The 22,007-nt window shown below is 47.6% G+C and carries 21 protein-coding genes; 14 read left to right on the forward strand and 7 right to left on the reverse strand.

All coding sequences use genetic code 11. The features are described from left to right. The first annotated feature begins 40 nt into the window (after nt 1-40). The 6 genes from deoR to IEW26_RS07075 all read left to right on the forward strand — a co-directional run bounded on the left by deoR (nt 41) and on the right by IEW26_RS07075 (nt 6,871). A complete protein-coding gene (gene deoR, locus IEW26_RS07050) occupies nt 41-979 on the forward strand; it encodes a DNA-binding transcriptional repressor DeoR (RefSeq protein ID WP_188591838.1) in 939 nt (312 codons plus the stop codon). Between the two features lie 275 nt (nt 980-1,254). Continuing rightward, entirely contained in the window at nt 1,255-1,902 is a 648-nt protein-coding gene (gene deoC, locus IEW26_RS07055) for a deoxyribose-phosphate aldolase (protein ID WP_188592371.1), read from the forward strand. Between the two features lie 264 nt (nt 1,903-2,166). Then, nucleotides 2,167-3,357, forward strand: coding sequence for a NupC/NupG family nucleoside CNT transporter (locus tag IEW26_RS07060; RefSeq protein WP_145402002.1), 1,191 nt, complete (start codon nt 2,167-2,169; stop codon nt 3,355-3,357). Nucleotides 3,358-3,386: 29 nt separating this feature from the next. Continuing rightward, nucleotides 3,387-4,565: a phosphopentomutase gene (gene deoB / locus IEW26_RS07065; protein ID WP_188591839.1), complete on the forward strand. Its 1,179-nt coding sequence runs from the start codon at nt 3,387-3,389 to the stop codon at nt 4,563-4,565. Nucleotides 4,566-4,742: 177 nt separating this feature from the next. Then, the gene (gene deoD, locus IEW26_RS07070) at nt 4,743-5,450 is read left to right on the forward strand and encodes a purine-nucleoside phosphorylase (RefSeq protein WP_188591840.1); all 708 of its coding nucleotides are present in this window, start codon (nt 4,743-4,745) and stop codon (nt 5,448-5,450) included. A gap of 119 nt (nt 5,451-5,569) precedes the next feature. Further along, nucleotides 5,570-6,871, forward strand: coding sequence for a pyrimidine-nucleoside phosphorylase (locus IEW26_RS07075; RefSeq protein WP_145402005.1), 1,302 nt, complete (start codon nt 5,570-5,572; stop codon nt 6,869-6,871). Between the two features lie 1,314 nt (nt 6,872-8,185). Here IEW26_RS07075 and IEW26_RS07080 read toward each other — a convergent pair. Both IEW26_RS07080 and IEW26_RS07085 read right to left on the reverse strand, forming a co-directional pair. Further along, nucleotides 8,186-9,163 (reverse strand): TIGR03943 family putative permease subunit, encoded by a 978-nt coding sequence (locus IEW26_RS07080; RefSeq protein ID WP_188591841.1) that lies wholly within the window; start codon nt 9,161-9,163, stop codon nt 8,186-8,188. Nucleotides 9,164-9,412: 249 nt separating this feature from the next. Then, the gene (locus tag IEW26_RS07085; protein ID WP_188591842.1) at nt 9,413-10,483 is read right to left on the reverse strand and encodes a permease; all 1,071 of its coding nucleotides are present in this window, start codon (nt 10,481-10,483) and stop codon (nt 9,413-9,415) included. Nucleotides 10,484-10,757: 274 nt separating this feature from the next. Here IEW26_RS07085 and IEW26_RS07090 point away from each other — a divergent pair, with 274 nt between their 5' ends. The 7 genes from IEW26_RS07090 to IEW26_RS07120 all read left to right on the forward strand — a co-directional run bounded on the left by IEW26_RS07090 (nt 10,758) and on the right by IEW26_RS07120 (nt 16,956). Further along, nucleotides 10,758-11,972 (forward strand): GTP-binding protein, encoded by a 1,215-nt coding sequence (locus tag IEW26_RS07090; protein WP_188591843.1) that lies wholly within the window; start codon nt 10,758-10,760, stop codon nt 11,970-11,972. A gap of 685 nt (nt 11,973-12,657) precedes the next feature. Beyond that, a complete protein-coding gene (rpmG, locus tag IEW26_RS07095; RefSeq protein ID WP_036613813.1) occupies nt 12,658-12,807 on the forward strand; it encodes a 50S ribosomal protein L33 in 150 nt (49 codons plus the stop codon). Nucleotides 12,808-12,898: 91 nt separating this feature from the next. After that, nucleotides 12,899-13,606 carry a metal ABC transporter ATP-binding protein gene (locus tag IEW26_RS07100; RefSeq protein WP_188591844.1) on the forward strand — a complete coding sequence of 236 codons (708 nt, stop codon included), beginning with the start codon at nt 12,899-12,901 and terminating at the stop codon, nt 13,604-13,606. Beyond that, nucleotides 13,552-14,430, forward strand: coding sequence for a metal ABC transporter permease (locus IEW26_RS07105; protein ID WP_188591845.1), 879 nt, complete (start codon nt 13,552-13,554; stop codon nt 14,428-14,430). The genes IEW26_RS07100 and IEW26_RS07105 overlap by 55 nt, the downstream gene beginning before the upstream one ends. Nucleotides 14,431-14,452: 22 nt before the next feature. Next, the gene (locus tag IEW26_RS07110; RefSeq protein WP_188591846.1) at nt 14,453-15,553 is read left to right on the forward strand and encodes a metal ABC transporter substrate-binding protein; all 1,101 of its coding nucleotides are present in this window, start codon (nt 14,453-14,455) and stop codon (nt 15,551-15,553) included. 166 nt (nt 15,554-15,719) lie between these two features. Then, nucleotides 15,720-16,211, forward strand: a complete 492-nt coding sequence (locus tag IEW26_RS07115) for a hypothetical protein (protein WP_188592372.1) — start codon at nt 15,720-15,722, stop codon at nt 16,209-16,211. 43 nt (nt 16,212-16,254) lie between these two features. Further along, on the forward strand, nt 16,255-16,956 hold the full coding sequence (locus tag IEW26_RS07120) for a M50 family metallopeptidase (protein WP_188591847.1): 702 nt from the start codon (nt 16,255-16,257) through the stop codon (nt 16,954-16,956). A 107-nt stretch (nt 16,957-17,063) separates the two neighbouring features. Here IEW26_RS07120 and IEW26_RS07125 read toward each other — a convergent pair whose 3' ends face one another. From IEW26_RS07125 to IEW26_RS07145, 5 genes are all read right to left on the reverse strand, one after another. Further along, nucleotides 17,064-17,435 (reverse strand): DUF4363 family protein, encoded by a 372-nt coding sequence (locus IEW26_RS07125; RefSeq protein ID WP_188591848.1) that lies wholly within the window; start codon nt 17,433-17,435, stop codon nt 17,064-17,066. Continuing rightward, on the reverse strand, nt 17,432-18,208 hold the full coding sequence (locus IEW26_RS07130; RefSeq protein ID WP_229729712.1) for a DUF421 domain-containing protein: 777 nt from the start codon (nt 18,206-18,208) through the stop codon (nt 17,432-17,434). Before IEW26_RS07130 ends, IEW26_RS07125 begins: the two co-directional genes overlap by 4 nt. A 134-nt stretch (nt 18,209-18,342) precedes the next feature. Continuing rightward, a complete protein-coding gene (locus IEW26_RS07135; protein ID WP_188591849.1) occupies nt 18,343-19,224 on the reverse strand; it encodes an SDR family oxidoreductase in 882 nt (293 codons plus the stop codon). After that, a complete protein-coding gene (gene uxuA / locus IEW26_RS07140; protein ID WP_188591850.1) occupies nt 19,221-20,288 on the reverse strand; it encodes a mannonate dehydratase in 1,068 nt (355 codons plus the stop codon). The genes IEW26_RS07135 and uxuA overlap by 4 nt, the downstream gene beginning before the upstream one ends. A 68-nt stretch (nt 20,289-20,356) precedes the next feature. Beyond that, nucleotides 20,357-21,031 (reverse strand): GntR family transcriptional regulator, encoded by a 675-nt coding sequence (locus tag IEW26_RS07145; RefSeq protein ID WP_229729782.1) that lies wholly within the window; start codon nt 21,029-21,031, stop codon nt 20,357-20,359. Nucleotides 21,032-21,558: 527 nt separating this feature from the next. Between IEW26_RS07145 and IEW26_RS07150 the strand changes: the two genes are divergently transcribed. Continuing rightward, nucleotides 21,559-21,861: an ArsR/SmtB family transcription factor gene (locus IEW26_RS07150; protein WP_111270827.1), complete on the forward strand. Its 303-nt coding sequence runs from the start codon at nt 21,559-21,561 to the stop codon at nt 21,859-21,861. Nucleotides 21,862-22,007 lie beyond the last annotated feature (146 nt).

The raw sequence follows: 22,007 nt of genomic DNA on the forward strand, positions 1-22,007 counted from the left end.
TTCAACGATAATAAGATGAGTGAGATGAGTGCACATGGGAATGGACCTGGAGAAACAGCGTTTAAGCATTGAAGCGGCGAAATTGTATTACCAGTCCGATTACAGTCAGCAGGATATAGCCACAAGACTCGGGGTGTCACGCCCGACCGTATCCAGACTGCTTCAATATGCCAAGGACCGGGGATATGTACGCATCGAGATTATGGACCCGCTTGAGGATATTGATATTATTGCGGGAGAGCTCAAGGCCAAATATCATCTGGAGACAGCACTTGTTTGTTTCGCGCCACTCAAGAGCGATGAGGAGATTCAGAAGCATATCAGCAAGAGAGCAGCGGACTATTTGCAGGACACTGTGCAGGATGCGGACATTATCGGTGTGACTTGGGGAACAACGATGCATGCCGTGGCACGACAGCTCCGTCCCAAACAGGTCAAGGGTGTTGAAGTGGTACAGCTCAAGGGGGGCGTAAGCCACTCCCATGTGAATACATATGCGGCGGAGATTGTGCATCTGTTTGCAGAAGCTTTTCACACGGTGCCAAGGTATTTGCCGCTTCCTGTTATCTTCGACAACCTTGAAGTGAAGAAAATGGTTGAGGCCGATCGGCACATTGGACGAATTGTAGAGCTGGGAAGACAGGCGAACATTGCCATCTTTACGGTGGGAACGGTGAAGGAGGATGCACTTCTGTTCAAGCTTGGATATTTCAATGAGCAAGAGCAGCAGCTCCTGATGAAGTCGGGTGCCGGGGACATCTGTTCACGTTTTTTTGATGCGGAGGGGCATTTGATCAGCGAGGAGATTAACAGCAGAACGGTTGGAATTGATCTCGCGGAGTTACGGAATAAGGAGAAATCTATTCTTGTCGCTGGTGGTATGCGCAAAATAGAAGCGATCCATGCCGCCCTGAAGGGGCAGTACGCCAACATTCTTGTTACAGATCAGTACACAGCCCAGGCTTTGCTTCGTTTATAGAGGGTTTTAAGATTGGTCTATAGTTCCTAAACTGAATAACGAGATGACAACATCTGCCATGCACTAGGGCGGATGTTTTATTATGTAAAGCGGAAAATAAAACAAAATAGTATTGCTTCTGGTGTAACAAAATGTTCACGCTTCTATCCAAAAATTACATATGAACAAAAGTTCAAATTGATTTTTACATATGTTCATGGTAGTGTAGGGATATAAGTTCACAGTTCACTTCAGATAAGGGAGAGATTGAATTGACTACATCACAATTGGCTAAAATGATCGACCACACGCTGCTTCGTGCGGATGCAACCCGTAACGAGATTACCAAGCTGACAGAAGAAGCGAAGCAGTACCAGTTTGCTTCCGTTTGTGTTAACCCGGGCTGGGTGTCCTACGCAGCAGAGCAGCTTCAAGGCACAGGCGTTGATATTTGCACCGTTATCGGATTCCCGCTGGGAGCGTCCACAACCGAAACTAAAGCGTTCGAGACCAAAGATGCCATTACCAAAGGTGCAACGGAAGTCGATATGGTGATCAACATCAGCGCATTGAAAGACGGAAACGATGATTACGTGGAGCAGGATATTCGTGCTGTTGTTGACGCTGCAGCAGGTACGCTTGTGAAAGTGATTATTGAGACATGCCTGTTGACAGACGATGAGAAAGTACGTGCTTGTCAAGCGGCTGTCAGAGCCGGAGCAGATTTTGTCAAAACATCGACAGGCTTCTCCACAGGTGGAGCAACACCGGAAGATATCGCTCTGATGCGTCGCACGGTTGGACCCGACGTGGGCGTAAAAGCATCGGGCGGCGTACGCAGCCTTGAAGATATGCAGAAAATGATTGAAGCTGGCGCTTCCCGAATCGGGGCAAGCTCTGGTGTGAAGATCATGCAGGGCGGCGAGTCTTCTTCGTCTTACTAAAACTTGATTGTTTCCTGGACCTTGTCGTTATAAAGACAGGGTTCAGGAAGCTTGTAATGCTGAGTTTATGTAATGTGCAGGTGACCTCGATCACAATCAAAGAGGTTCATGAAATGAAAATTGATTTATCGGCGAATGTTGTAAGCGCTTTAATACATTTTCTGAAAAAATGAAATAGTGATATCCGATTTTCATACTTGAGGTTCAGTACCCTTTGAGCAGTTTATACAACACTTGCTTAACGATCTTCAAAGGAGAGATAACATGAAATATCTTATAGCCATACTTGGATTACTCGTGGTGTTTGGACTGGCTTATATCGCGAGCAACGGCAAGAAACAGATTCGATACCGGCCGCTTGCGGTTATGGTTGTGTTACAAATCATTTTAGCTTACGCTTTGCTGAACACCGAAGTGGGGACATGGCTCATTGGCGGGTTTTCCACGGTATTCAAGAACCTGCTGGAATATGCAAACGAAGGGATTACCTTTGTCTTCGGCGGTTTAGTAAACGTTGGAGCAGAAGGCGGGAGTGGGCCGTTTTTCCTGACTGTGCTCATGCCTATTGTGGTCATCTCTGCCTTGATTGGTATATTGCAGTATATCCGAATCCTGCCTTTTGTTATAAAATATATTGGTCTGGTATTAAGCAAAGTCAACGGAATGGGCAAACTGGAATCATATAACGCGGTTGCTTCGGCCATTTTGGGGCAATCTGAAGTGTTCATATCCGTGAAAAAACAAATCGGGTTACTGCCGAAACATCGGCTTTATACCCTCTGTGCCTCAGCCATGTCCACGGTATCGATGTCCATTGTCGGTGCCTATATGTCGATGATTGATCCGAAATATGTGGTGACGGCGCTTGTGCTCAACCTTTTTGGCGGTTTTATCATTGCTTCTATTGTGAACCCGTACCGGGTAACCGAGGAAGAAGATATATTGGAAGTGCAGGAAGAAGAGAAACAATCGTTTTTTGAAATGCTGGGTGAATATATTCTGGATGGCTTCAAGGTAGCGATTGTCGTTGCAGCGATGCTGATCGGATTTGTCGCTCTGATTGCCTTGATTAACGGAATATTCAGCGCTGTGATCGGCATTTCGTTCCAGGAACTGCTAGGGTATGTATTTGCACCTTTTGCCTTTGTTATGGGTGTCCCTTGGAAAGAAGCGATTCAGGCAGGAAGCATTATGGCTACCAAAATGGTGTCCAACGAATTCGTTGCCATGCTTGATCTGAGTAAACAGACAGCATTGTCAGCCAGAACAACAGGGATCGTATCCGTCTTCCTAGTATCCTTCGCCAACTTCTCCTCCATCGGTATTATTGCCGGGGCGGTGAAGGGACTCCATGAGAAACAGGGCAATGTGGTGGCCCGCTTCGGACTGAAGCTGCTTTATGGTGCATCGCTTGTCAGCGTGCTGTCTGCGATCATCACTGGACTGTTTTTGTAAGCCGGATTATTGGAAGGAGTGCTTAGATTATGTCAACATTCAAAAGAGTACATCTGATCGTCATGGATTCTGTAGGAATCGGTGAAGCGCCGGATGCGGCCGAGTTCGATGATTTTGACGTCGATACGTTTGGTCACATTGCACGTGAACGCGGAGGTCTGAACATGCCTAACATGGCAAGTCTTGGACTGTCTAACATTAAAGAAATTCAAGGTATTCCGGTGGCGGATAAACCTAAAGCGTATTACACCAAAATGCAGGAGGCTTCCCGTGGCAAAGATACGATGACAGGCCATTGGGAGATTATGGGTTTATACATTGATACACCTTTCCGTGTATTTGAGAATGGCTTCCCGGATGAGCTGATTCAGCGTATTGAAGAGAAGACAGGCCGCAAGGTCATTGGCAACAAACCAGCCAGCGGCACGGAAATTCTGGATGAGCTGGGTGCGGAGCATGTCGAAACAGGCGCTCTGATTGTTTATACTTCAGCTGACTCCGTACTGCAAATTGCAGCTCATGAGGACGTTGTTCCTTTGAAAGAACTATATGAAATCTGTGAGTTTTGCCGTGAAATCACACTTGAAGATCCGTACATGCTCGGCCGTATTATTGCACGTCCTTTCGTTGGAGAAGCCGGGAACTGGAAGCGCACGGCGAACCGTCATGACTATGCACTCAAGCCGTTTGGGCGCACAGTTATGAATGAGCTGAAGGATGGCGGCTTTGACGTTATTGCTTTAGGTAAAATTTCAGATATTTATGATGGCGAGGGTGTGACCAAAGCAGTTCGCACTGTCTCGAATATGGATGGCATGGACAAGCTTTCTGAAACGATGGACGAAGAGTTCACGGGTCTGAGCTTCCTGAATCTCGTTGATTTTGATGCGCTCTACGGCCACCGCCGTGACCCGCAAGGGTATGCGCAGGCACTTGAAGATTATGACGCACGTCTGCCCGAGATTTTTGCAAAAATGACCAACGATGATCTGCTGCTCATTACGGCCGACCATGGTAACGACCCAACCTACCGCGGCACAGATCATACACGTGAATATGTTCCGTTGCTTGCTTACTCCCCGCGTTTCAGCGAGGGTAAACAGCTGGAGCTACGCAGCACCTTTGCAGACCTTGGTGCAACCGTGGCAGATAACTTTGGTGTAAAGCTGCCTGAATACGGCAAAAGCTTCCTGAATGATCTGAAATAACAATGAATGTCTGAACTGAATCGTAAGTAACTGAAAAAGTTTGGACTGTTCAAACTGATGCGGGGCGTTCAACATGGGTGCTGGACTGCGGGAGTGACGTAAGAGGAAGTCTCTCCCGAGTCAGGCCGCCTATCGCAATTAACCATAGATGATTCTATATATATTGGAGGAAATGACATGAGTACACATATTGGAGCAAAATCGGGAGATATCGCAGAAACGATCCTTTTGCCAGGAGACCCTTTGCGCGCAAAATACATCGCAGATACGTATCTTGAGGATGTCGTTTGTTACAACGAAGTTCGCGGAATGCTTGGCTTCACAGGTACATATCAAGGTCACCGGATTTCGGTGCAAGGTTCGGGTATGGGGATTCCGTCCTTTGCGATCTATGCCAATGAATTGATCAGCGAGTATGGTGTGAAAAACCTGATTCGTGTCGGCACTTGCGGCGGTATGCAGGAGCATGTACGTGTACGCGACGTCGTACTTGCACAAGCAGCCTGCACGGATTCCAGCATGAACAAACATGTTTTCGGTGGATATGATTTCTCGCCAATCGCAACGTTCTCGCTGCTGAAGGAAGCTTACGACCGTGCAACAGCTAAAGGCATGAACATTCATGTCGGCAACGTGTTCAGCTCCGATTCCTTCTATCGGGATGACCGTTCCGTAACAGAAAAATTGATGAAGCACGGTGTGCTTGGTGTGGAGATGGAAACAACAGCGCTGTACACCATTGCTGCCAAATTCGGCGTGAACGCTTTGACCATCCTGACAGTAAGTGATCACCTGCTGACAGGTGAAGAAACTTCTGCAGAAGAGCGCCAAAAAACGTTCAACGACATGATGGTTGTGGCGTTGGAGACTGCAACTACACTGTAATGCTGTAACGATTCGGGCCGGTTGGGAGACAACAGCGCTTGTAAGAGCGATCCGGGTCCGGAACGGCTCCCGCTCAATGCGTGTTCTGTACAATCAATTTTACACAAGGAGAGATCATCATGAGAATGGTAGACATTATTGCCAAAAAACGTGACGGCAAAGAACTGACAACAGAAGAGATCGACTTTGTTGTTCAAGGATATACGCAAGGAGAGATTCCGGATTATCAAGTCAGCGCTTGGGCGATGGCTGTATTTTTCAAAGACATGACAGATAAAGAACGTGCAGATTTGACCATGTCTATGGTTAACTCGGGCGAAACAATTGACCTCTCTGCCATTGAAGGCATCAAGGTAGATAAGCACTCCACCGGAGGCGTGGGTGATACAACTACACTGGTGCTTGCACCACTCGTCGCTGCACTGGATGTACCTGTGGCAAAGATGTCCGGGCGTGGCCTTGGTCACACTGGGGGTACAACGGACAAGCTGGAATCCGTAGCTGGCTTCCATGTGGAGCTTGAAAAGGAAGAGTTTATCCGTCTCGTCAACGAGCATAAAGTAGCGGTAATCGGCCAAAGCGGCAACCTTACACCAGCGGACAAAAAGCTGTATGCACTGCGTGATGTAACGGCAACGGTTAACTCCATCCCACTGATCGCAAGCTCCATTATGAGCAAAAAAATTGCGGCAGGTGCAGATGCCATTGTGCTCGACGTAAAAACAGGTGCTGGTGCGTTCATGAAAACAACAGAAGACGCAAAAGAGCTGGCACATGCGATGGTAAGCATTGGTAACAATGTCGGCCGTAAAACGATGGCGGTTATCTCGGACATGTCCCAGCCGCTCGGTCTTGCGATCGGTAACGCGCTTGAAGTGAAGGAAGCGATCCTTACTTTGCAAGGCAAAGGTCCTAAGGATCTGGAAGAGCTGTGTCTGGCACTTGGACGTCAGATGGTGTTCCTTGCGGGCAAAGCGGATTCATTGGAGCAGGCTGAAGAAAAGCTGAAAGAAGTCATCCACAACGGAAAAGCGCTGGAGAAATTCAAGCACTTCCTGGCAAACCAGGGCGGCGATGCTTCGGTCGTGGATCATCCAGACCGCCTGCCACAAGCCAAATATTTAATCGAGGTTCCAGCAGATCGTGACGGTTATGTTGCAGGCATCGTTGCGGATGAGATTGGAACTGCGGCAATGCTGCTTGGTGCGGGTCGGGCAACCAAGGAATCCGAGATTGACCTGGCTGTTGGTTTGATGCTGAATAAAAAAGTAGGCGATGCAGTGAAAGCTGGCGAGTCTTTGGTCACTATTCATGCCAACCGTGAAGATGTAGAGGCCGTTATCGCAAAAATTAAAGAGAACATTACCATTGCTGACCATGCGGATGCACCGGTATTGGTACATGACATCGTAACCGAGTAAGAGGAAAGCCGGGTAATTTAAAATAAAAGGCATTGCATTGCCTCAACCCCAGTTGTGGGGATACAGGTAATATATCGAGACTAAAAAGACGGAGCAGCTTGATTCTGCCCGTCTTTTTTTTGTTTTTTAAGTGGCGTTAGGAAGTTTAAGCGAGCAAGCGACTCAAACGCAACACAACCAACTCAAATAATTCAGACAACTCAAACAATCAATCCAATCAAACGTAAGCAAACAATTCAGCCCAGCAAACCCAACCAACGTAAGCAACCAATCCAACTCCAGCAATTCAACCAACCGAAGCGATGAATCTCTACCTCCAGCAATCCAATGAGCGCAAGCAACTATCCGACCCAAGCAACTCAATCAACGCGAACAACCAATTTAACCCAAGTAATTCTATCAACACAAAGAACGTAAACAGTGTGACTTCTAGCTGGTGGTGTGCAAAATGATTGGGATGAACCCGCTGGAGGCAACTTGTTACTCCTAACGATTCCCAGAAACGCTATTTGGGTGTTTTCATGCGTTTTTATTTTGTAACGATTTCAGGAAACCTTATTTCCCTAGAATGGGGTGAAAAGGGGCATTTTTGTTGTGTTTTAAGTGAAATAAGGTTCCTCTGATTCGTTAAAATTTCCAGAAGCACATTTTCACGCAAATAAGCTCTTCTCGATTCGTTAAAATGAATGAAGTGTGTGAAGGGAAATCGCTGAGGAGAGTTACTTATTTTCAGTCCAGCAAAGGTTGAGCAGAGAGTTCAGTAGTCGATAAGCTTGAACAGGGGCGTGAGTGAATGCATCATTTTTTTAGTAACTTCGAACAACTTATAATTGCGGCCTTACTTCACATTCAGGTCATACGCAAATGAACCTTTATCACATCATAAACCCACTTTCGCCCGCTCGTTGTGACATCAGCTCATTCTAACTTTATTTCTGTATACTCGTTGTGCGTATCAGTCTCATCGTAGGCCAACTTCTGTTTACTAGTTACGAGCATCAGTCTCATCCCTAGGGCTAACCCTGTTTACTCGTTGCGAGCATAAGTCTCATCTCTAACATACTTCCATTTACTTGTTGTACGCATCAGTCCTATCCTAACCTACTTCTGTTCTCTCGTTGCAAGATCAGTCTCATTCTAACCCACTTTCCGTATACTTGTTACGCGCATCAGTTTTATCCTAACCTACTGCTGTTTACTCGTTATGGGCATCAGCTTCATCCTAACCTATTTCCGTTTACTAGTCGCGAGTATCAGCTTCATCCTAAACCAGCTCCCGCACACTCATGAGTCAATATGAGTCTCATTAGGATCTCATTTCTGCTCGCTCAGAATTTTATCGTATGTTTTCACGGAATCTGCACTGGTGTAGATGTATGGACTGGCTGGCTGATCGATTGGTGTGACGCTTTTTGCTCGAATCTCCATCGTATCCTTTCCATCCACTTGGGCGGAACCAATCGTACCGCGAACTTGAACCCAGATGTCTTTGTTCAGCTTGCTCGCTTCCGGCACATGAACCATCACACCGAACGGGGCCGCATCTGCCGGGCAGCACATGACGAGGAAACGCCCCAGCGCGAAATGAGAATCATGCTCCATGCTGTCATCCCGATAGACGAAGCCGGTAAGCATAATCTCTTTGCCTGTGAATTGACGCTGGAACATATCAATTGCGCCAAGTGTTTCTGAAAATATTTGCGGGTATACCTGAATGACAGGCTGTGCATATAACCTTTTTGCCAGCTCTGCGAACTCATCGCTGTATTCATCGGGAGGTACAAACTGTACACTCGCAGTGGCAACTGGCAGACCTGCTGACGCTTGCGGAACAGGCACCTTCACGTCCTGCACGTTCAAGCGAGGCGAGGCAGCAGGCAGCGGCTCTTTACGCCGAATCTCAGGTGCTGCATATGTCAGAGACATGCCTTTCTGACTGGCCATTGAACTGCCCAAAGCCTGATCTGGGAGCAGAAAACCGAGCAGTATCGGGAGTGTAATCAAACCATACACCAGCGAACTGCGCATAATCCCGGAAGGTGGAGGGTGCTCACACCCGCATTGCATTTCATTTCTGCCAAAGAGAGCATGCCAGGCCATAATGACCGCAATAAAAATGAACGGAATGACACAAGCGAGCAGCAGCTTTTGCAGAGTTGGAGCCAGATAATAATGCAGGGCGTTGCTTGAATGGAGGTGTATGATATACCCAGCCAGACTGCCAATCCAGCCCGCACGTATGAGAGCATGCCACTGAATCACATTTGTTTTTGAGAAAAAGCTCCTGTTCATCGCATGATTTCCGTAGCCCACAAATTTCACCCTCTCTCTATCAGCATTTTTTTAATCGGTGTAATCATAATTTGAAGATAAATATTTAATAGCATTAATCATTAACTCCATTAAATATTTTTAATATTGCAACTATTCTATATTCTATATTCTATATTCTATATTCCATTTTCAATTTTCAACGTTTCGTATTTCTTATCGCTGTTCCTGATTCTTTATAACATCATCTTAATCCCCGTTTCATCCCAATCACCCAAAGAAATTCACCAGCCACGACCCGGCAAAGACCAGTATAACAATCGCTACACTTAATCCAATGACAAAGCGGGTGCGGAAGGTAGAGAGCAGCATCAGTGTGCTTTTGAAATCCAGCATAGGCCCGAGCACAAGGAAGGAGATCAGCGGGCCCAAAGCAAACGTATGGGAGAAAGCCGAAGCCACGAAAGCATCTGAGGTTGAGCACAGGGACAGCACATAAGCAAACCCCATCATAAATACATACGACGCAACCGGGCCGTTCCCCAGCGCAATCAGATCACTGCGACTCACAAACGTCTGAATACACGCTGTAATCAGCGCACCAATCACCAAATATTTGCTCATATCGACGAACTCGTCGCCTGCATGAAGAAAAAAGCTGCGCCAGTCCTTTGGATGTGTATGATGATGATCATGGAAGCCTCCGTCTCCGTGCGAATGAGCATGAGAATGAGAGTGTGAGGGAGGAACGGCCATTTTGAAGCCAGGATGTGTCTTCACTTCGGTTGTCACACCTTTGGGTAAGCGAAGCGGACTGCGTTTAACAAACATATAGACAAGCCCTCCGACGGAAGCAGCTACAGCAAAAGCCAGCCCCATTCTAGCAATCGTAATTTCTGGATGATTGGGAAATGCGAGCAGGGTGGCCGTAAACACAATCGGATTGACCACAGGCCCGCTGAGGATAAACGTAACCGCAATATACGCAGGCATACCTTTACGCATAAGTCGGCGCACAACAGGAATCATACCGCATTCGCAGATTGGAAAAATAATACCGAGCAGCCCGGCAACTAATACGCCGCCAACGGGATGTTTAGGTGTAAGTCTGCGCACCATTTCTTCCGATACAAACCACTGCATAAGAGAGGACAAGAAAACACCCATCAGCAAAAAGGGGGCCGCCTCGAGAAAAATACTCACAAACACCGTTTTTATATTTTGCAAAGCTTCGCTATTCCAGACCCTACTCAGATCAGGAGCAAATGTAATGATGACCGGGACCACAAATGCACATGGAACCAGGAAGGTTAGAAGCTTCAAGCTGGCTGCCATTCTCATGAAAAGACCTCCGTCACTAGAACTTTGCTAGAATATATGCTTGTACGTGCTGTAACATACATCGATCTGACCTGTAAATCAACAATTTTACGATTAAACCAGTTTTCGTTCGTCACGCATCGGTTGACAAGCAAAAGCGGAGTGAGGTATAGTTTCTTGTGTATTAATAGTAATAATTACGATTAAAAGCTTATCAGATTTGTTTTTGAAACAGAAGCAGTACCCGAAAAACATCATGAATTACACGTACCTTTAAAGAGTGGAGGGAGCCAATATGTCATCGTCAGTGTCAGATCAACAGCAAGTTCAGAACCGAATTCCCGTTACCGTGCTTAGCGGCTATCTCGGAGCAGGCAAAACCACATTGTTAAACCATGTGCTTCATAATCGGGAGGGCATGCGTGTCGCCGTCATCGTAAACGATCTCAGTGAAGTCAATATTGATGCAGGATTGATTCGTGACGGAGGCGGGTTATCGCGAATTGATGAGAAGCTCGTAGAGATGTCCAACGGCTGCATCTGCTGCACGCTTCGAGAGGATTTGCTGAAAGAGGTCGAGCGACTTGCGCTCGATGGTTCGTTTGACTACATCCTGATTGAATCAACAGGGATTGGTGAGCCCGTCCCGGTAGCACAGACATTTACTTATATAGATGAGGAGCTTGGCATTGATCTAACCCAATTCACCCGTCTGGATACGATGGTGACAGTGGTGGATGCCGCTCAGTTCTGGCGTGACTTTTATTCGAAAGAGACATTAAAGGATCGGGGACAGGAGGCCGGGGAAGACGATGTGCGTGGCATTGTGCATTTGCTGACGGATCAGGTGGAGTTCTGTGACGTTCTGGTGCTGAACAAGTGTGATCTGGTGTCCGAGGAGGAGCTGGCCAAGCTGGAAAAAGCACTGCACGCGATGCAGCCTGAGGCCAAGCTGGTTCGTACAACGCATGGACAGATTGATCCGAGAGAGATTCTGAATACAGGACGCTTTGATTTTGAAAAAGCAAGCCAGTCCGCGGGCTGGATCCGCGAATTAATGAAGGAAGAACATACGCCTGAAACCGAGGAATACGGTATTCACTCGTTTGTATATCTTCGCAAACGTCCGTTTCACCCGGAGCGCTTGCTGCGCTGGATAGCCAAATGGCCGGACAGCATTGTACGCTCCAAAGGATTGATGTGGATGGCTACACGCAACCATATGGCGATATCGTTCAGCCACGCAGGAACCTCCAAACAGCTTGCACCAGCAGGAATATGGGTCGGCGCAATGAGCGAGGAAGAGCGGCATCTGCACTTTGGCTGCACCCTGCCTGCTATTCCAGATTGGGATGATGAGTGGGGCGACCGGGTGACAAAACTTGTGTTTATCGGCATTGACATGGATCGCGTGGCTATAGAGCGGACACTGGATGAAACGCTGCTTACCGATGAAGAGATGCAGATGAACTGGCGTGAGCTGAAAGACCCTTTTCCACAGTGGAGCTGATACGTTAATAAAGTGCATTCAGATAATGATAAATTCATTGCAGGTAAAGTTAAGGCGGGAGAAGGCCAGTCAGGAATATAAGTGAATTCAGTAATTTACGACATGTTAGACGCATGGAATGTTAATATGGAGCGCTATCATGTATTTGAGCAGGGGGAGTATGTGCGCTTTTTGCAGCTGGTAAAATCCTAACGATCTCAGGAAGCCTTATTTCCCGCTTTTTGAGCTTTTGTGAAATCTAACGAATCCAGGAGACGTTATTTCGCGCAATGAAGCCAATTTTGTGCCACAGAGGACTGTTTCTGTCGAGATAGCGTTTCTGGGAATCGTTAGAGTTGAAACTCGCTAAAAATGCGCCTAATAAGGCTTCTCCTGATCGTTAGCGCCGAAGCAGGCAGGGCTGTCCCCAGCCATTCAGGACTTATGGGCCAGCCGCTTTAAATCTGCTGCTGCGCAAAAAAGATTAGCTAAACAGCGGATTTGCGAGATAGAAATCGCCATTCCATTTTTTGTGGACTAAAGCTGAAAGAGAGATTTACTGCAGATGAACCTGTCCATCTTTCAGAAGAATATGATGTGTGCACACAACAATTTTGCTAGGTGATTGCAAGGTTGACAAAAGAAAAGGCATAAGCTACTATCATTAAATAGTAATTATTACGAATTAAAAAGAGGAGGCAGCACCATGAGAGTCATTGTAACATTAGCCTGCACAGAGTGCGGAGATCGCAACTATACAACAACGAAGAACAAACGTAACCATCCGGAGCGACTGGAAATGAAGAAGTATTCTCCACGTTTGAAGAAAATGACGATTCATCGGGAAACACGCTAAAATCGGGCAACACGATAATACCGAAGCATAAGCTAAAAAATTTTGAGTTCTCTAAATCGTAAAATTTACGAAAATGAAAAGAGGGTACACCATGATTTTATCTTCCATGCGTGATGTTGTATTTGGATATGGCAAAGAGCCGGTCATTGATCAACTATCGCTGGATATTCATGTAGGCGAATTCGTTGGCATCACAGGCCCGAATGGTTCTGCGAAAACAACGATGCTGAAATTGCTGCTGGGGCTGTTAAAGCCCTGGAGCGGTTCGGTACATATAAACACACAGCAGCATCAAGGGGGCAAACTGGAAATAGGATATGTGCCGCAGCAGGTGGCCTCGTTTAACAGCGGTTTTCCCAGCACGGTCATCGAGCTGGTTCGTTCCGGCTGTTACCACAAGCTGGGACTTTTTCGCAGGTTCACTGCGGACAAGGAAGCGATTGTTGAACGCAGCCTGCGTGAAGTGGGCATGTGGGAATATCGCAACACGCGGGTTGGCGAGCTGTCGGGCGGACAGAAGCAGCGTATCTGTATTGCACGGGCATTGGCTGCACAGCCTCATGTGCTTGTGCTGGATGAACCTACAACAGGCATGGATCGGCGCAGCAGAGAAGGCTTCTATGATCTGATGCGTCATTATGCAGATGTGCACGGGCTGACCATTATTATGGTTACACATGGTCTGGAGGAGATCGGCAATCGGCTGGACCGGACGATCACGCTGGAGCGACAGGAAAGCGAGGAATGGCAGTGTTTGAGTACGAATTCATGCAACGTGCTTTCTGGGCTGGAGGGTTAATCGGATTGATTGCACCCATTCTGGGTGTATATCTGATGCTCAGACGGCAGGTACTGATGGCGGATACCCTTTCTCACGTTTCGCTTGCCGGGGTTGCGCTTGGTTCTGTCATGAACCTGAATCCGGTGCTGTGCGGCTTTGCGGTAGCCATGATCGGTGCTTTGCTGGTTGAACAGCTGCGGCGAAGCTATCGTACCTACAGCGAGGTGCCCGTGGCCATAATTATGACGTCGGGTCTGGCCTTAGCTGTCGTATTAATGAGTTTGAAGACAAATCTCTCCAAAACGTTCAGTTCATATCTGTTCGGTTCAATCGTAGCCGTAAGTAACACACAGCTGTGGATGATGGCGGCTGTATGCTTGATTGGATTAATCTTTTTTATTTGTCTGCGCAGACCGCTCTACAATCTGACTTTTGATGAAGAAACCGCCTCGATCGGGGGAGTTCGGGTCAAAGGATTGTCGTTTGCTTTTGCCATACTTACGGGAATGACCGTAGCCTCGGCCATGCCGATTGTCGGCGTACTGCTGGTCTCTGCACTGATTGTATTGCCGGCAGCGTTAGCCTTGAGAATATCACGCAGTTTTGCAACAGCAATCGTCATTGCTGTCATTACGGGGCTGGCAGGTATTTTTAGCGGACTGACCGCTTCTTACCAATGGAACACACCCCCAGGTGGAACGATTGCACTTATCCTGTTATTTTTCCTGTTGACCGGGATATCGGCTCAGAAGCTGATTTCATTATATAACCGTAAACGTCACCGCGCGGCACAGCAAAATCAGACAGCAACACTATATATACATTCCAAAGGAAACACATAATATGAAATGGGGAACTTATGATATGAAATTTGCTAAAAATTCCGCGCTTGCACTAGTTTTCAGCATGGCACTCGTTGTAACGGGCTGCGGGCAGAAGGCCCCGGCTGCTGAGTCGGATGCATCCACATCCACATCCACAGCCGCATCCACTCCGGCGGAGACGGAGCAAAAATTGAATGTGCAGGTCAGCTTCTATCCAATGTATGAATTCACGAAAAATGTTGCGGGCGATCTGGCAGATGTGCATACGCTTGTACCCGCTGGAATGGAGCCGCATGACTGGGAACCGACTCCTCAGGATATGGCCAGCATCGAAAAGGCAGATGTGCTCGTTTACAACGGAGCAGGCATGGAATCCTGGATTGATCAGGTCAAGGACAGTCTGAGCAGCAGCAAGCTGATCCAAGTCGAGGCGAGTCAAGGCATTAGCATTCGTGAGGGTAGGGAAGAGGAAGAGCATGACCACGACCATGCGAACGGAGCTGCAACAGACCACGACCATTCGGACGAGCATGATCACGCGGATGATGCTGCGAAGGACGGTAACGACCATGCAGAAGCCAGCAGTGAAGAACATGACCATGAACATGATCATGGCGTACTTGATCCTCATGTATGGTTATCTCCGGCACTGGCCATAAAAGAGGTTCGCAATATTGAAGCGGGACTGGCGAAAGCGGCACCTCGGCATGCAGAGCAGTTCAAACAGAATGCTGATGCATATGTTGCCAAGCTCGAAGCACTGGATCAGGATTTCAAGGCGGCTGTGAAGGACAGCAAACGTAAGGACTTCATCACACAGCACGCGGCTTTTGCTTATTTGGCACAGGAGTACGGTCTTCAGCAGGTACCGATTGCCGGGTTGTCTCCTGAACAGGAGCCATCCGCGGCACAGATGGCGTCAGTGATTGATTTTGCCAAAGAACACAAGGTCAAAACAATCTTCTTCGAAACCTTAGTATCCTCCAAAGTGTCCGATACAATTGCACAGGAGGTTGGGGCCAAAACGGCTGTATTAAATCCGATTGAAGGTCTGACTGAGGACGAAGTCAAAGCAGGCAAGGACTACATCAGCGTCATGAGAGAGAACCTGGAGGCGCTGAAGCTGGCGCTGAACGAATAAGCAGGCATCCCGATTCAGTTTGATGCACAGCACCGAAAAAGGTACAATATAACAACATGCTAAGGAATGAATGAGATCGATTCCTTTGCCTTTTGCGAAGCAGAGAGCACAGCGATGTGCTCTCTTTCGCTTGAGACGACCGGATGAAGCAGAAGAGGAGGATACGATGGACCCGCATGAACAATATGAAGAGCAGGAAGTGCTGTTAAGTGAGCAGCCCGCCCATCTGTGGAGGAGACGAAAGCAGGAATTGATGCACTGGACCGAGCGGGATAAACAGGTCATTATTCCCAAACAGACAGCGATCTGGAACGGGATTGAGGTTGATACAGAGTTAGTCTCTACGCTAAGCTTGTTGCATGAAGCAGGTGTGCAGACGGAGTTTTCATGTGCAGGCGTCAGTCCGCTGGATGAACCTGTCGATCACTCCCTGTATGCTTATGTAACGCTGATTCATAACCCGGCATCCGAGCGGTTCGTAAAGTATGCGCTGCAGCGAATGAAAAACCGATTATTGGTGACATATGAGCCCGGGCGCGGCCGATATGATCTTTCCTCTTTTTTCATTGGGCATAATCGCAGCTTCTGCTGGTGGATGGAACGATGTGCACTGGACTTCAAAAGACGAAACGAAGCAGGGGAAGAGCACGTAGTATAATGGGATAGGCTCGCTTACATGAAGGCAAGGAGGTCTGAACAGAGTGAACAAGTGGCTCAAAACGATTCTTTTTCTGATGGCCTCTGTATTTCTTACCCGGATGATCCCGTTCTCATCCTTATTTCGTAATCTGGATACGATGATTCATGAATTCGCGCATGCGCTAATGACACTGGTGTTGTCCGGCAAGGTGCTGCGGATTGAATTGTATGCGGACCACAGTGGTGTAACGTATTCATCCATGCTGACACCAGGGAGATCGATATTGGTTTCGCTGGCGGGTTACATTGGGGCATCGCTGTTTGCATGGTTATTGTTCTATCTGTATCGCAAAGGTCGGCACATATGGGGACTGGGATTAATGACGGCTGTGGCTCTTGTCTCATTGCTGTTGTATGTCCGAGGAGAATTCGGCATGCTGTGGTTGACCGGGTTTATTGCTCTGAATGTAGTTATCATGATCTTCGGGGCTAAGATTTCCAAGTATTATTATTTGCTGCTCGCCTTCATTACGCTGGAGGAGTCGGTGGTCAGTGCGATGTATATCGGCTGGGCGTCCTTGACACGTCCGTCTCAGGCGGGAGATGCAGCAAATCTGGCACAGCAGACATTTCTGCCTGCGTTGTTCTGGGGTACGCTGTTTGCTTTGTTTGCTCTATGGTGTGCAAGGGGAGCGCTCACACTTTTCTTCCGCAAAGAAGGCACGGCAAATGCGCCTAGGTCTCGCAGGTTCGACCGAGCATAATCGACCGGGTATCACGGGAACAGGCAGCCATGCCTGAACCAAAAGCACTTCCTTTTCACAGAGAGAGGGAGTGTTTTTTCGCTTTTTCATTTCTTGATCAGTAACAGTTAATCCCCGAGGTTATCCCACAATGCATAAAAATAATAAATTTCCTCCATAATCGCTTGGTCATCCTTCGCCGCAATACCACCCTGCATTCGTGCGAGTGCACCCAGAATATCATAGATGGTCTCGCGTTCCACACTGAACTGGATACGATTGACGATGCGATCCCAGGCTTGCATGGCATAGTCGACCTGTGCTTTGGCTTTGGTCCACTGCTTGTCCTGAACGTGCTTCTCCAGCAGCTGTATAGATTCGAATAACCGATCCTGCGTACCAAAAGGTTTTTTCAGCCAAGTCCCGCTAACCATAATAGCGATAAACAGTAACAGCATGACGATGGGGATTGCATAGAGCAGCCATGATTGTTTTTTCATTTTCTGCCCTCCTTGTTGTCCTCTTCAGGTTCTGACTTTTCAGGTAGCTGATCCTTGTACAGATCAATATACAGCTTGTCATTGGGTAAAATGGCGGCAAAGGCAATGTCCCGAATGGTCAGATTTTGTTTTTTCAATTGCTCGGTTAACCATTGACTGCTTTTGTTTCGCTTCGCCAGATTTGGCTTGATCAGAACGCCATCAACGATCAGCTCAGTCATGAGCTTTTGGGGTGGTGAATGCATGTGCATGTCACTTGCAGTGACGGGCTGCAACTCCGGTTTCAGTGCAATGGAGAGGGTGCCGTCCGGCTCGAGAATGCCATAATTGACAGTGGTCAGGTCAAATACATCCTTTTGCCGCAGCATCATGGTAAGTTCGTCGAACTTTACGCGCATTTTACTCAGATTCTGCTCCAGAATTTTGCCGTTCTGAATGACGAGTGTGGGATCAGAGTCCATGAAGTTGGAGAAGGTACGACTTTTGAGTGTAATGTATTGAAAGAGGATGGTAATTAGCGTAAATATGGTCAGGGCCACAAAATGAATCCATGCCTTGGACGACAAATCGGTCGCAAACGTACCTGCAATGGAACCGATCGTAATGCCGTTGATATAGTCAAAATAGGTCAGGTTGCCCATCTGCTGTTTTCCCAGTACCCTCGTATAGATAATTAAGGTGAGAAAAGCGATAATAGCTCGCACGGCAACAACCGTCGTTTCCTCCATCATGTGCAGTTCACCGTCCTTTACATCCACAATCCTTGCCCACAAGCAGGCAACTTATTCCTTCTGCTTCAGACTGCAAACATGAAAAGACCGAAGCCCATGATGAAATCACGAGCTTCGGTTCGAGTTACAGATATATAGATAATCAGTTCAAGAGGTAAAGTATGTGAAAAAAGAGTTTATACGCCTGAATAAGCCATGAAGCCACCGTCTACAGGTACAACAATGCCCGTCACAAAGCCGGATTGCTGCTCATCTGCGAGCCACATTAATGTTCCCAGCAAATCCTCCGGTTTGCCGAAGCGGCGCATCGGTGTATGTGCGATGATTTTGCTGGAGCGCTCGGTTGGCGAACCGTCAGGCTGCAGGAGCAGATTACGATTCTGCTCGGTCAGGAAGAAACCGGGGGCAATAGCGTTGACCCGAATGCCGGACTCCGCCAGATGCACGGCAAGCCACTGCGTGAAATTGTTAATGGCTGCTTTGGCAGCGCTGTACGCCGGAACTTTGGTCATAGGCGAAGGGGCGCTCATTGACGATATATTGATAACTGTAGCCGGCACATCACGTTCAATCATCTGCTTGGCAAAAATCTGAGTAGGGATAAGGGAGCCGACAAAGTTTAAATCCATCACCTGACGAAAACCATCAACACTAACATCAAAGAAGGTGGTTACATCCGGGTTGCCCAGATCCTCGGGTTTAAAAATTTCATTCGTCGTATTGGCGCTTGCATGATTGCCACCTGCACCGTTAATCAAAATGTCACAAGGGCCGAGCTGCTCGCGAATGATATCTGCCGCCGCCTGCACACTGTCAGCCTGTGTTACATCACATGCAACGGCAATGGCACGACCACCTGCCTGCTCAATAGAAGCAGCCACTTCCTGACCCTTCGATACGGTGCGGTTCAGAATGGCGATCTGTGCACCATGTCTGGCAAGCTCTTCAGCCATGGCACGGCATAAGACACCGGCACCACCGGTAATAACAGCCGTTTTGCCCTTCAGCCGTGGTGTTTGTTCAGAATGTGAGATGGAGCTGTGCTCGTTTCTACTCATGCGTTTGACCTCCTTTGCAGTGAATCCCAGACACCCCAGAGATACATAATACCGAGTGCACGGTCATACAGCCCGTAGCCCGGTCGGCATTGTTCTCCCCACAGATGTCGTCCATGGTCTGGTCTGGCATATCCTTCAAAGCCAATATCGTGGTAGGCCTCCACAACGCCTGCAATATCTACACTGCCGTCCTGACTGCGGTGAGACGTTTCAATAAAGTCACCATTGTCATAGACCTTCACATTACGAATGTGGGCAAACGGGATACGATCTTTGAACTCATGAATCATCGCAATGATATCATTGTCAGGATTGGCTCCGAGAGAACCGCTGCACAAGGTTACACTGTTAGCAGGGCTGTCATACAGCTTCAGGTATCTGCGAACATTATCCTGATTAATGATGATTTTAGGAAGACCAAAGATTGGCCATGGCGGATCATCCGGGTGGATTGCCATTCGAATGCCAAGGCGTTCGGCAGTCGGGATGATCTCCTGCAGGAAATAACGGGCGTTCTCCCACATATCTTCTTCGGTTACATCCTTGTAGGCTTCAAACAAACTGGTCAGATACTGAAGACGTTCCGGCTCCCAGCCTGGCATGGTCAGCGCGGAGTTTTCAGTGATTTTGCGAACAAGCTCCAGCGGTTCGATGTTATGCAATCTGCTGCTTTCATAGAAAAGGGCAGTTGAACCGTCTTTCATCTCTTTGTGCATATCGGTACGAAGCCAATCAAAGATCGGCATGAAGTTGTAACAGATGACTTTGACACCTACCTGGGCAAGTTTCTCCATCGTTTTAATGTAATTTGCAATATATTTGTCCCGGGAAGGCAATCCAAGCTTGATATCCTCATGAATGTTAATGCTCTCTACAACATCCAGATGCAGCCCGGCTTTGTCGGCAGCTGCCTTGACCGCGAGAATTTTGTCCATCGGCCACTCATCCCCGGCGGGAACATCATGCAGCGCCCATACGATACCTTCAACGCCAGGAATTTGCCGGATGTGATCCAGTGAAACTGTGTCATTGCCTTCGCCAAACCAGCGAAAAACCATCTTCATTCCATTCACCTCATCATGATTAGTGGAAGCTGCTTTTAACTTTGTGATACGGGGGCAGTAAATGTAGCTTATTGAAAATAGGAAGCATATGTATCCCGAAGCATACTCAGGTCTGTCACGGTCAGGTGCAGATGCTCCTGTGCCAGACGTTCTGCCTGATCTGCATCCTGCTGCTGGATCGCTTGAACCATGGATCTGTGCTGCTCGATCAGGTGATCCCAGTGATGATCCGAGGACAGACGGAGCATACGGCTTCGATTCAAATGCACACTCATCTGCTCAATCACGGTCCAGGTTTTACTTTTGTTACAGCCTGCAAAAAGAGTGCTATGGAACTCCTCGTCCAGTTGAAACATACGCCGATCATCCGGTTCCTTCAGGCATTGCTGCTGGAGTGTAAGATTTTGTTCAAGAGCTGACATCTGCTCGGCCGGAAAATGTGCACATGCCAGACGAATGACTGCTCGTTCAAGATGCTCTCGCATGAACCTGGCTTCTTCAACCAGATCAACATGAATGAGGGAGACATACGTCCCGCGCTGCGGATACACTTCAAGCAAACCTTCCTGGGCCAGCCTTACAAAGCTTTCGCGGACAGGCGTTCGGCTAACCTGGAAGCCCAGCGAGATTTCCTTCTCCGATATGGCTGTGCCCGGTGGCAGTTCGAGACTCAAAATCTGTTGTTTCAGCGTGTCATAAACAAGATCTCGCGTCGAGTAGGCCTGTTTGTTCAGCGCAGACAGATGACTTGTTATGGGCGGCAAGGCGGCTTTGGTTGACAACTTCGGGATTTGATCCACAACTTCAACTCCTTCATTGCCATACTACCATACAAGTATGGTGAAATGGAAGCGTTTTATTTTGATTCTAACGCAAGGGAAAATTGAAGGATATGAGCGCATGGATTGTACGAGGACAAGTGCATGGTTGCGATTAGTTCCGGTTTGTAATATTATTTAACTATTATGTTTAAATGTTTAAACCAAACGACATAAATATAAACGTTAAATATAAATCAGAAATATATAAGTTGATCTATTTATTTACACGTGAACGAAGAGGACAGAAAAAACCTGAAAAAGCGAAGCGGTCGCCTAAAAGCTTTCTGCAAGAAAGCTACTTCGGAAGCATATGCTGTTCACCGGATTTTCCCTTTGGAAAAGGGAATCGAAAAAATCTGGGGATAACAGCTACTCTCAGGTTGTTCTGTCATCGGAGTGGATTGTGTAAAATCTTTAGCTCAACTTATATAGACAGATGAGGTGTACCGATGAGCCAGAAGGCCATATCTATTTTCCAAACCTGTATTCCGTTGTTCCAGGTGTTAAGCGACAATCATCGCCAGTCCATCTTGCTGATGCTTAGCGAACAAGGCAGGATGACGGTGAATGAAATCACGGAACAATCAAGTCTTTCCCGTCCAGCCATATCCCATCATCTGAAGCTGCTGCTCGAGAAGGGTCTGATCTCGGTGGAACAGAAGGGCACACAGCGTTATTATTCGGCTTCCCTGCATGCTTCTGTTGATCTGCTGAAACAGCTTGTTGCTGCATTGGAAGAGGAATGTTTGTAATTCGAACCATGTAAAACGGTCGGTCATAGGCTCACCAAAAGCAAGAAGCTATGTTTACCAACGACAACATGCCTCGGCATGTATAGTATACGTTCGTAGGTTTAAACCTTTAACAACTACCTTAGATCACTAAAATAAATGAGGAG

This window comes from Paenibacillus silvae, assembly GCF_014639235.1.
Classification (GTDB): Bacteria; Bacillota; Bacilli; order Paenibacillales; family Paenibacillaceae; genus Paenibacillus; species Paenibacillus silvae.

What these genes read in the sequence shown, in the direction of transcription:
- deoR (WP_188591838.1), top strand. Translation starts at nt 41, where the DNA reads ATGGACCTGGAGAAACAGCGTTTAAGCATTGAAGCGGCGAAATTGTAT.
- deoC (WP_188592371.1), top strand. Translation starts at nt 1,255, where the DNA reads ATGATCGACCACACGCTGCTTCGTGCGGATGCAACCCGTAACGAGATT.
- IEW26_RS07060 (WP_145402002.1), top strand. Translation starts at nt 2,167, where the DNA reads ATGAAATATCTTATAGCCATACTTGGATTACTCGTGGTGTTTGGACTG.
- deoB (WP_188591839.1), top strand. Translation starts at nt 3,387, where the DNA reads ATGTCAACATTCAAAAGAGTACATCTGATCGTCATGGATTCTGTAGGA.
- deoD (WP_188591840.1), top strand. Translation starts at nt 4,743, where the DNA reads ATGAGTACACATATTGGAGCAAAATCGGGAGATATCGCAGAAACGATC.
- IEW26_RS07075 (WP_145402005.1), top strand. Translation starts at nt 5,570, where the DNA reads ATGAGAATGGTAGACATTATTGCCAAAAAACGTGACGGCAAAGAACTG.
- IEW26_RS07080 (WP_188591841.1), bottom strand. Translation starts at nt 9,163, where the DNA reads ATGAACAGGAGCTTTTTCTCAAAAACAAATGTGATTCAGTGGCATGCT.
- IEW26_RS07085 (WP_188591842.1), bottom strand. Translation starts at nt 10,483, where the DNA reads ATGAGAATGGCAGCCAGCTTGAAGCTTCTAACCTTCCTGGTTCCATGT.
- IEW26_RS07090 (WP_188591843.1), top strand. Translation starts at nt 10,758, where the DNA reads ATGTCATCGTCAGTGTCAGATCAACAGCAAGTTCAGAACCGAATTCCC.
- rpmG (WP_036613813.1), top strand. Translation starts at nt 12,658, where the DNA reads ATGAGAGTCATTGTAACATTAGCCTGCACAGAGTGCGGAGATCGCAAC.
- IEW26_RS07100 (WP_188591844.1), top strand. Translation starts at nt 12,899, where the DNA reads ATGATTTTATCTTCCATGCGTGATGTTGTATTTGGATATGGCAAAGAG.
- IEW26_RS07105 (WP_188591845.1), top strand. Translation starts at nt 13,552, where the DNA reads ATGGCAGTGTTTGAGTACGAATTCATGCAACGTGCTTTCTGGGCTGGA.
- IEW26_RS07110 (WP_188591846.1), top strand. Translation starts at nt 14,453, where the DNA reads ATGAAATTTGCTAAAAATTCCGCGCTTGCACTAGTTTTCAGCATGGCA.
- IEW26_RS07115 (WP_188592372.1), top strand. Translation starts at nt 15,720, where the DNA reads ATGGACCCGCATGAACAATATGAAGAGCAGGAAGTGCTGTTAAGTGAG.
- IEW26_RS07125 (WP_188591848.1), bottom strand. Translation starts at nt 17,435, where the DNA reads ATGAAAAAACAATCATGGCTGCTCTATGCAATCCCCATCGTCATGCTG.
- IEW26_RS07135 (WP_188591849.1), bottom strand. Translation starts at nt 19,224, where the DNA reads ATGAGTAGAAACGAGCACAGCTCCATCTCACATTCTGAACAAACACCA.
- uxuA (WP_188591850.1), bottom strand. Translation starts at nt 20,288, where the DNA reads ATGAAGATGGTTTTTCGCTGGTTTGGCGAAGGCAATGACACAGTTTCA.
- IEW26_RS07150 (WP_111270827.1), top strand. Translation starts at nt 21,559, where the DNA reads ATGAGCCAGAAGGCCATATCTATTTTCCAAACCTGTATTCCGTTGTTC.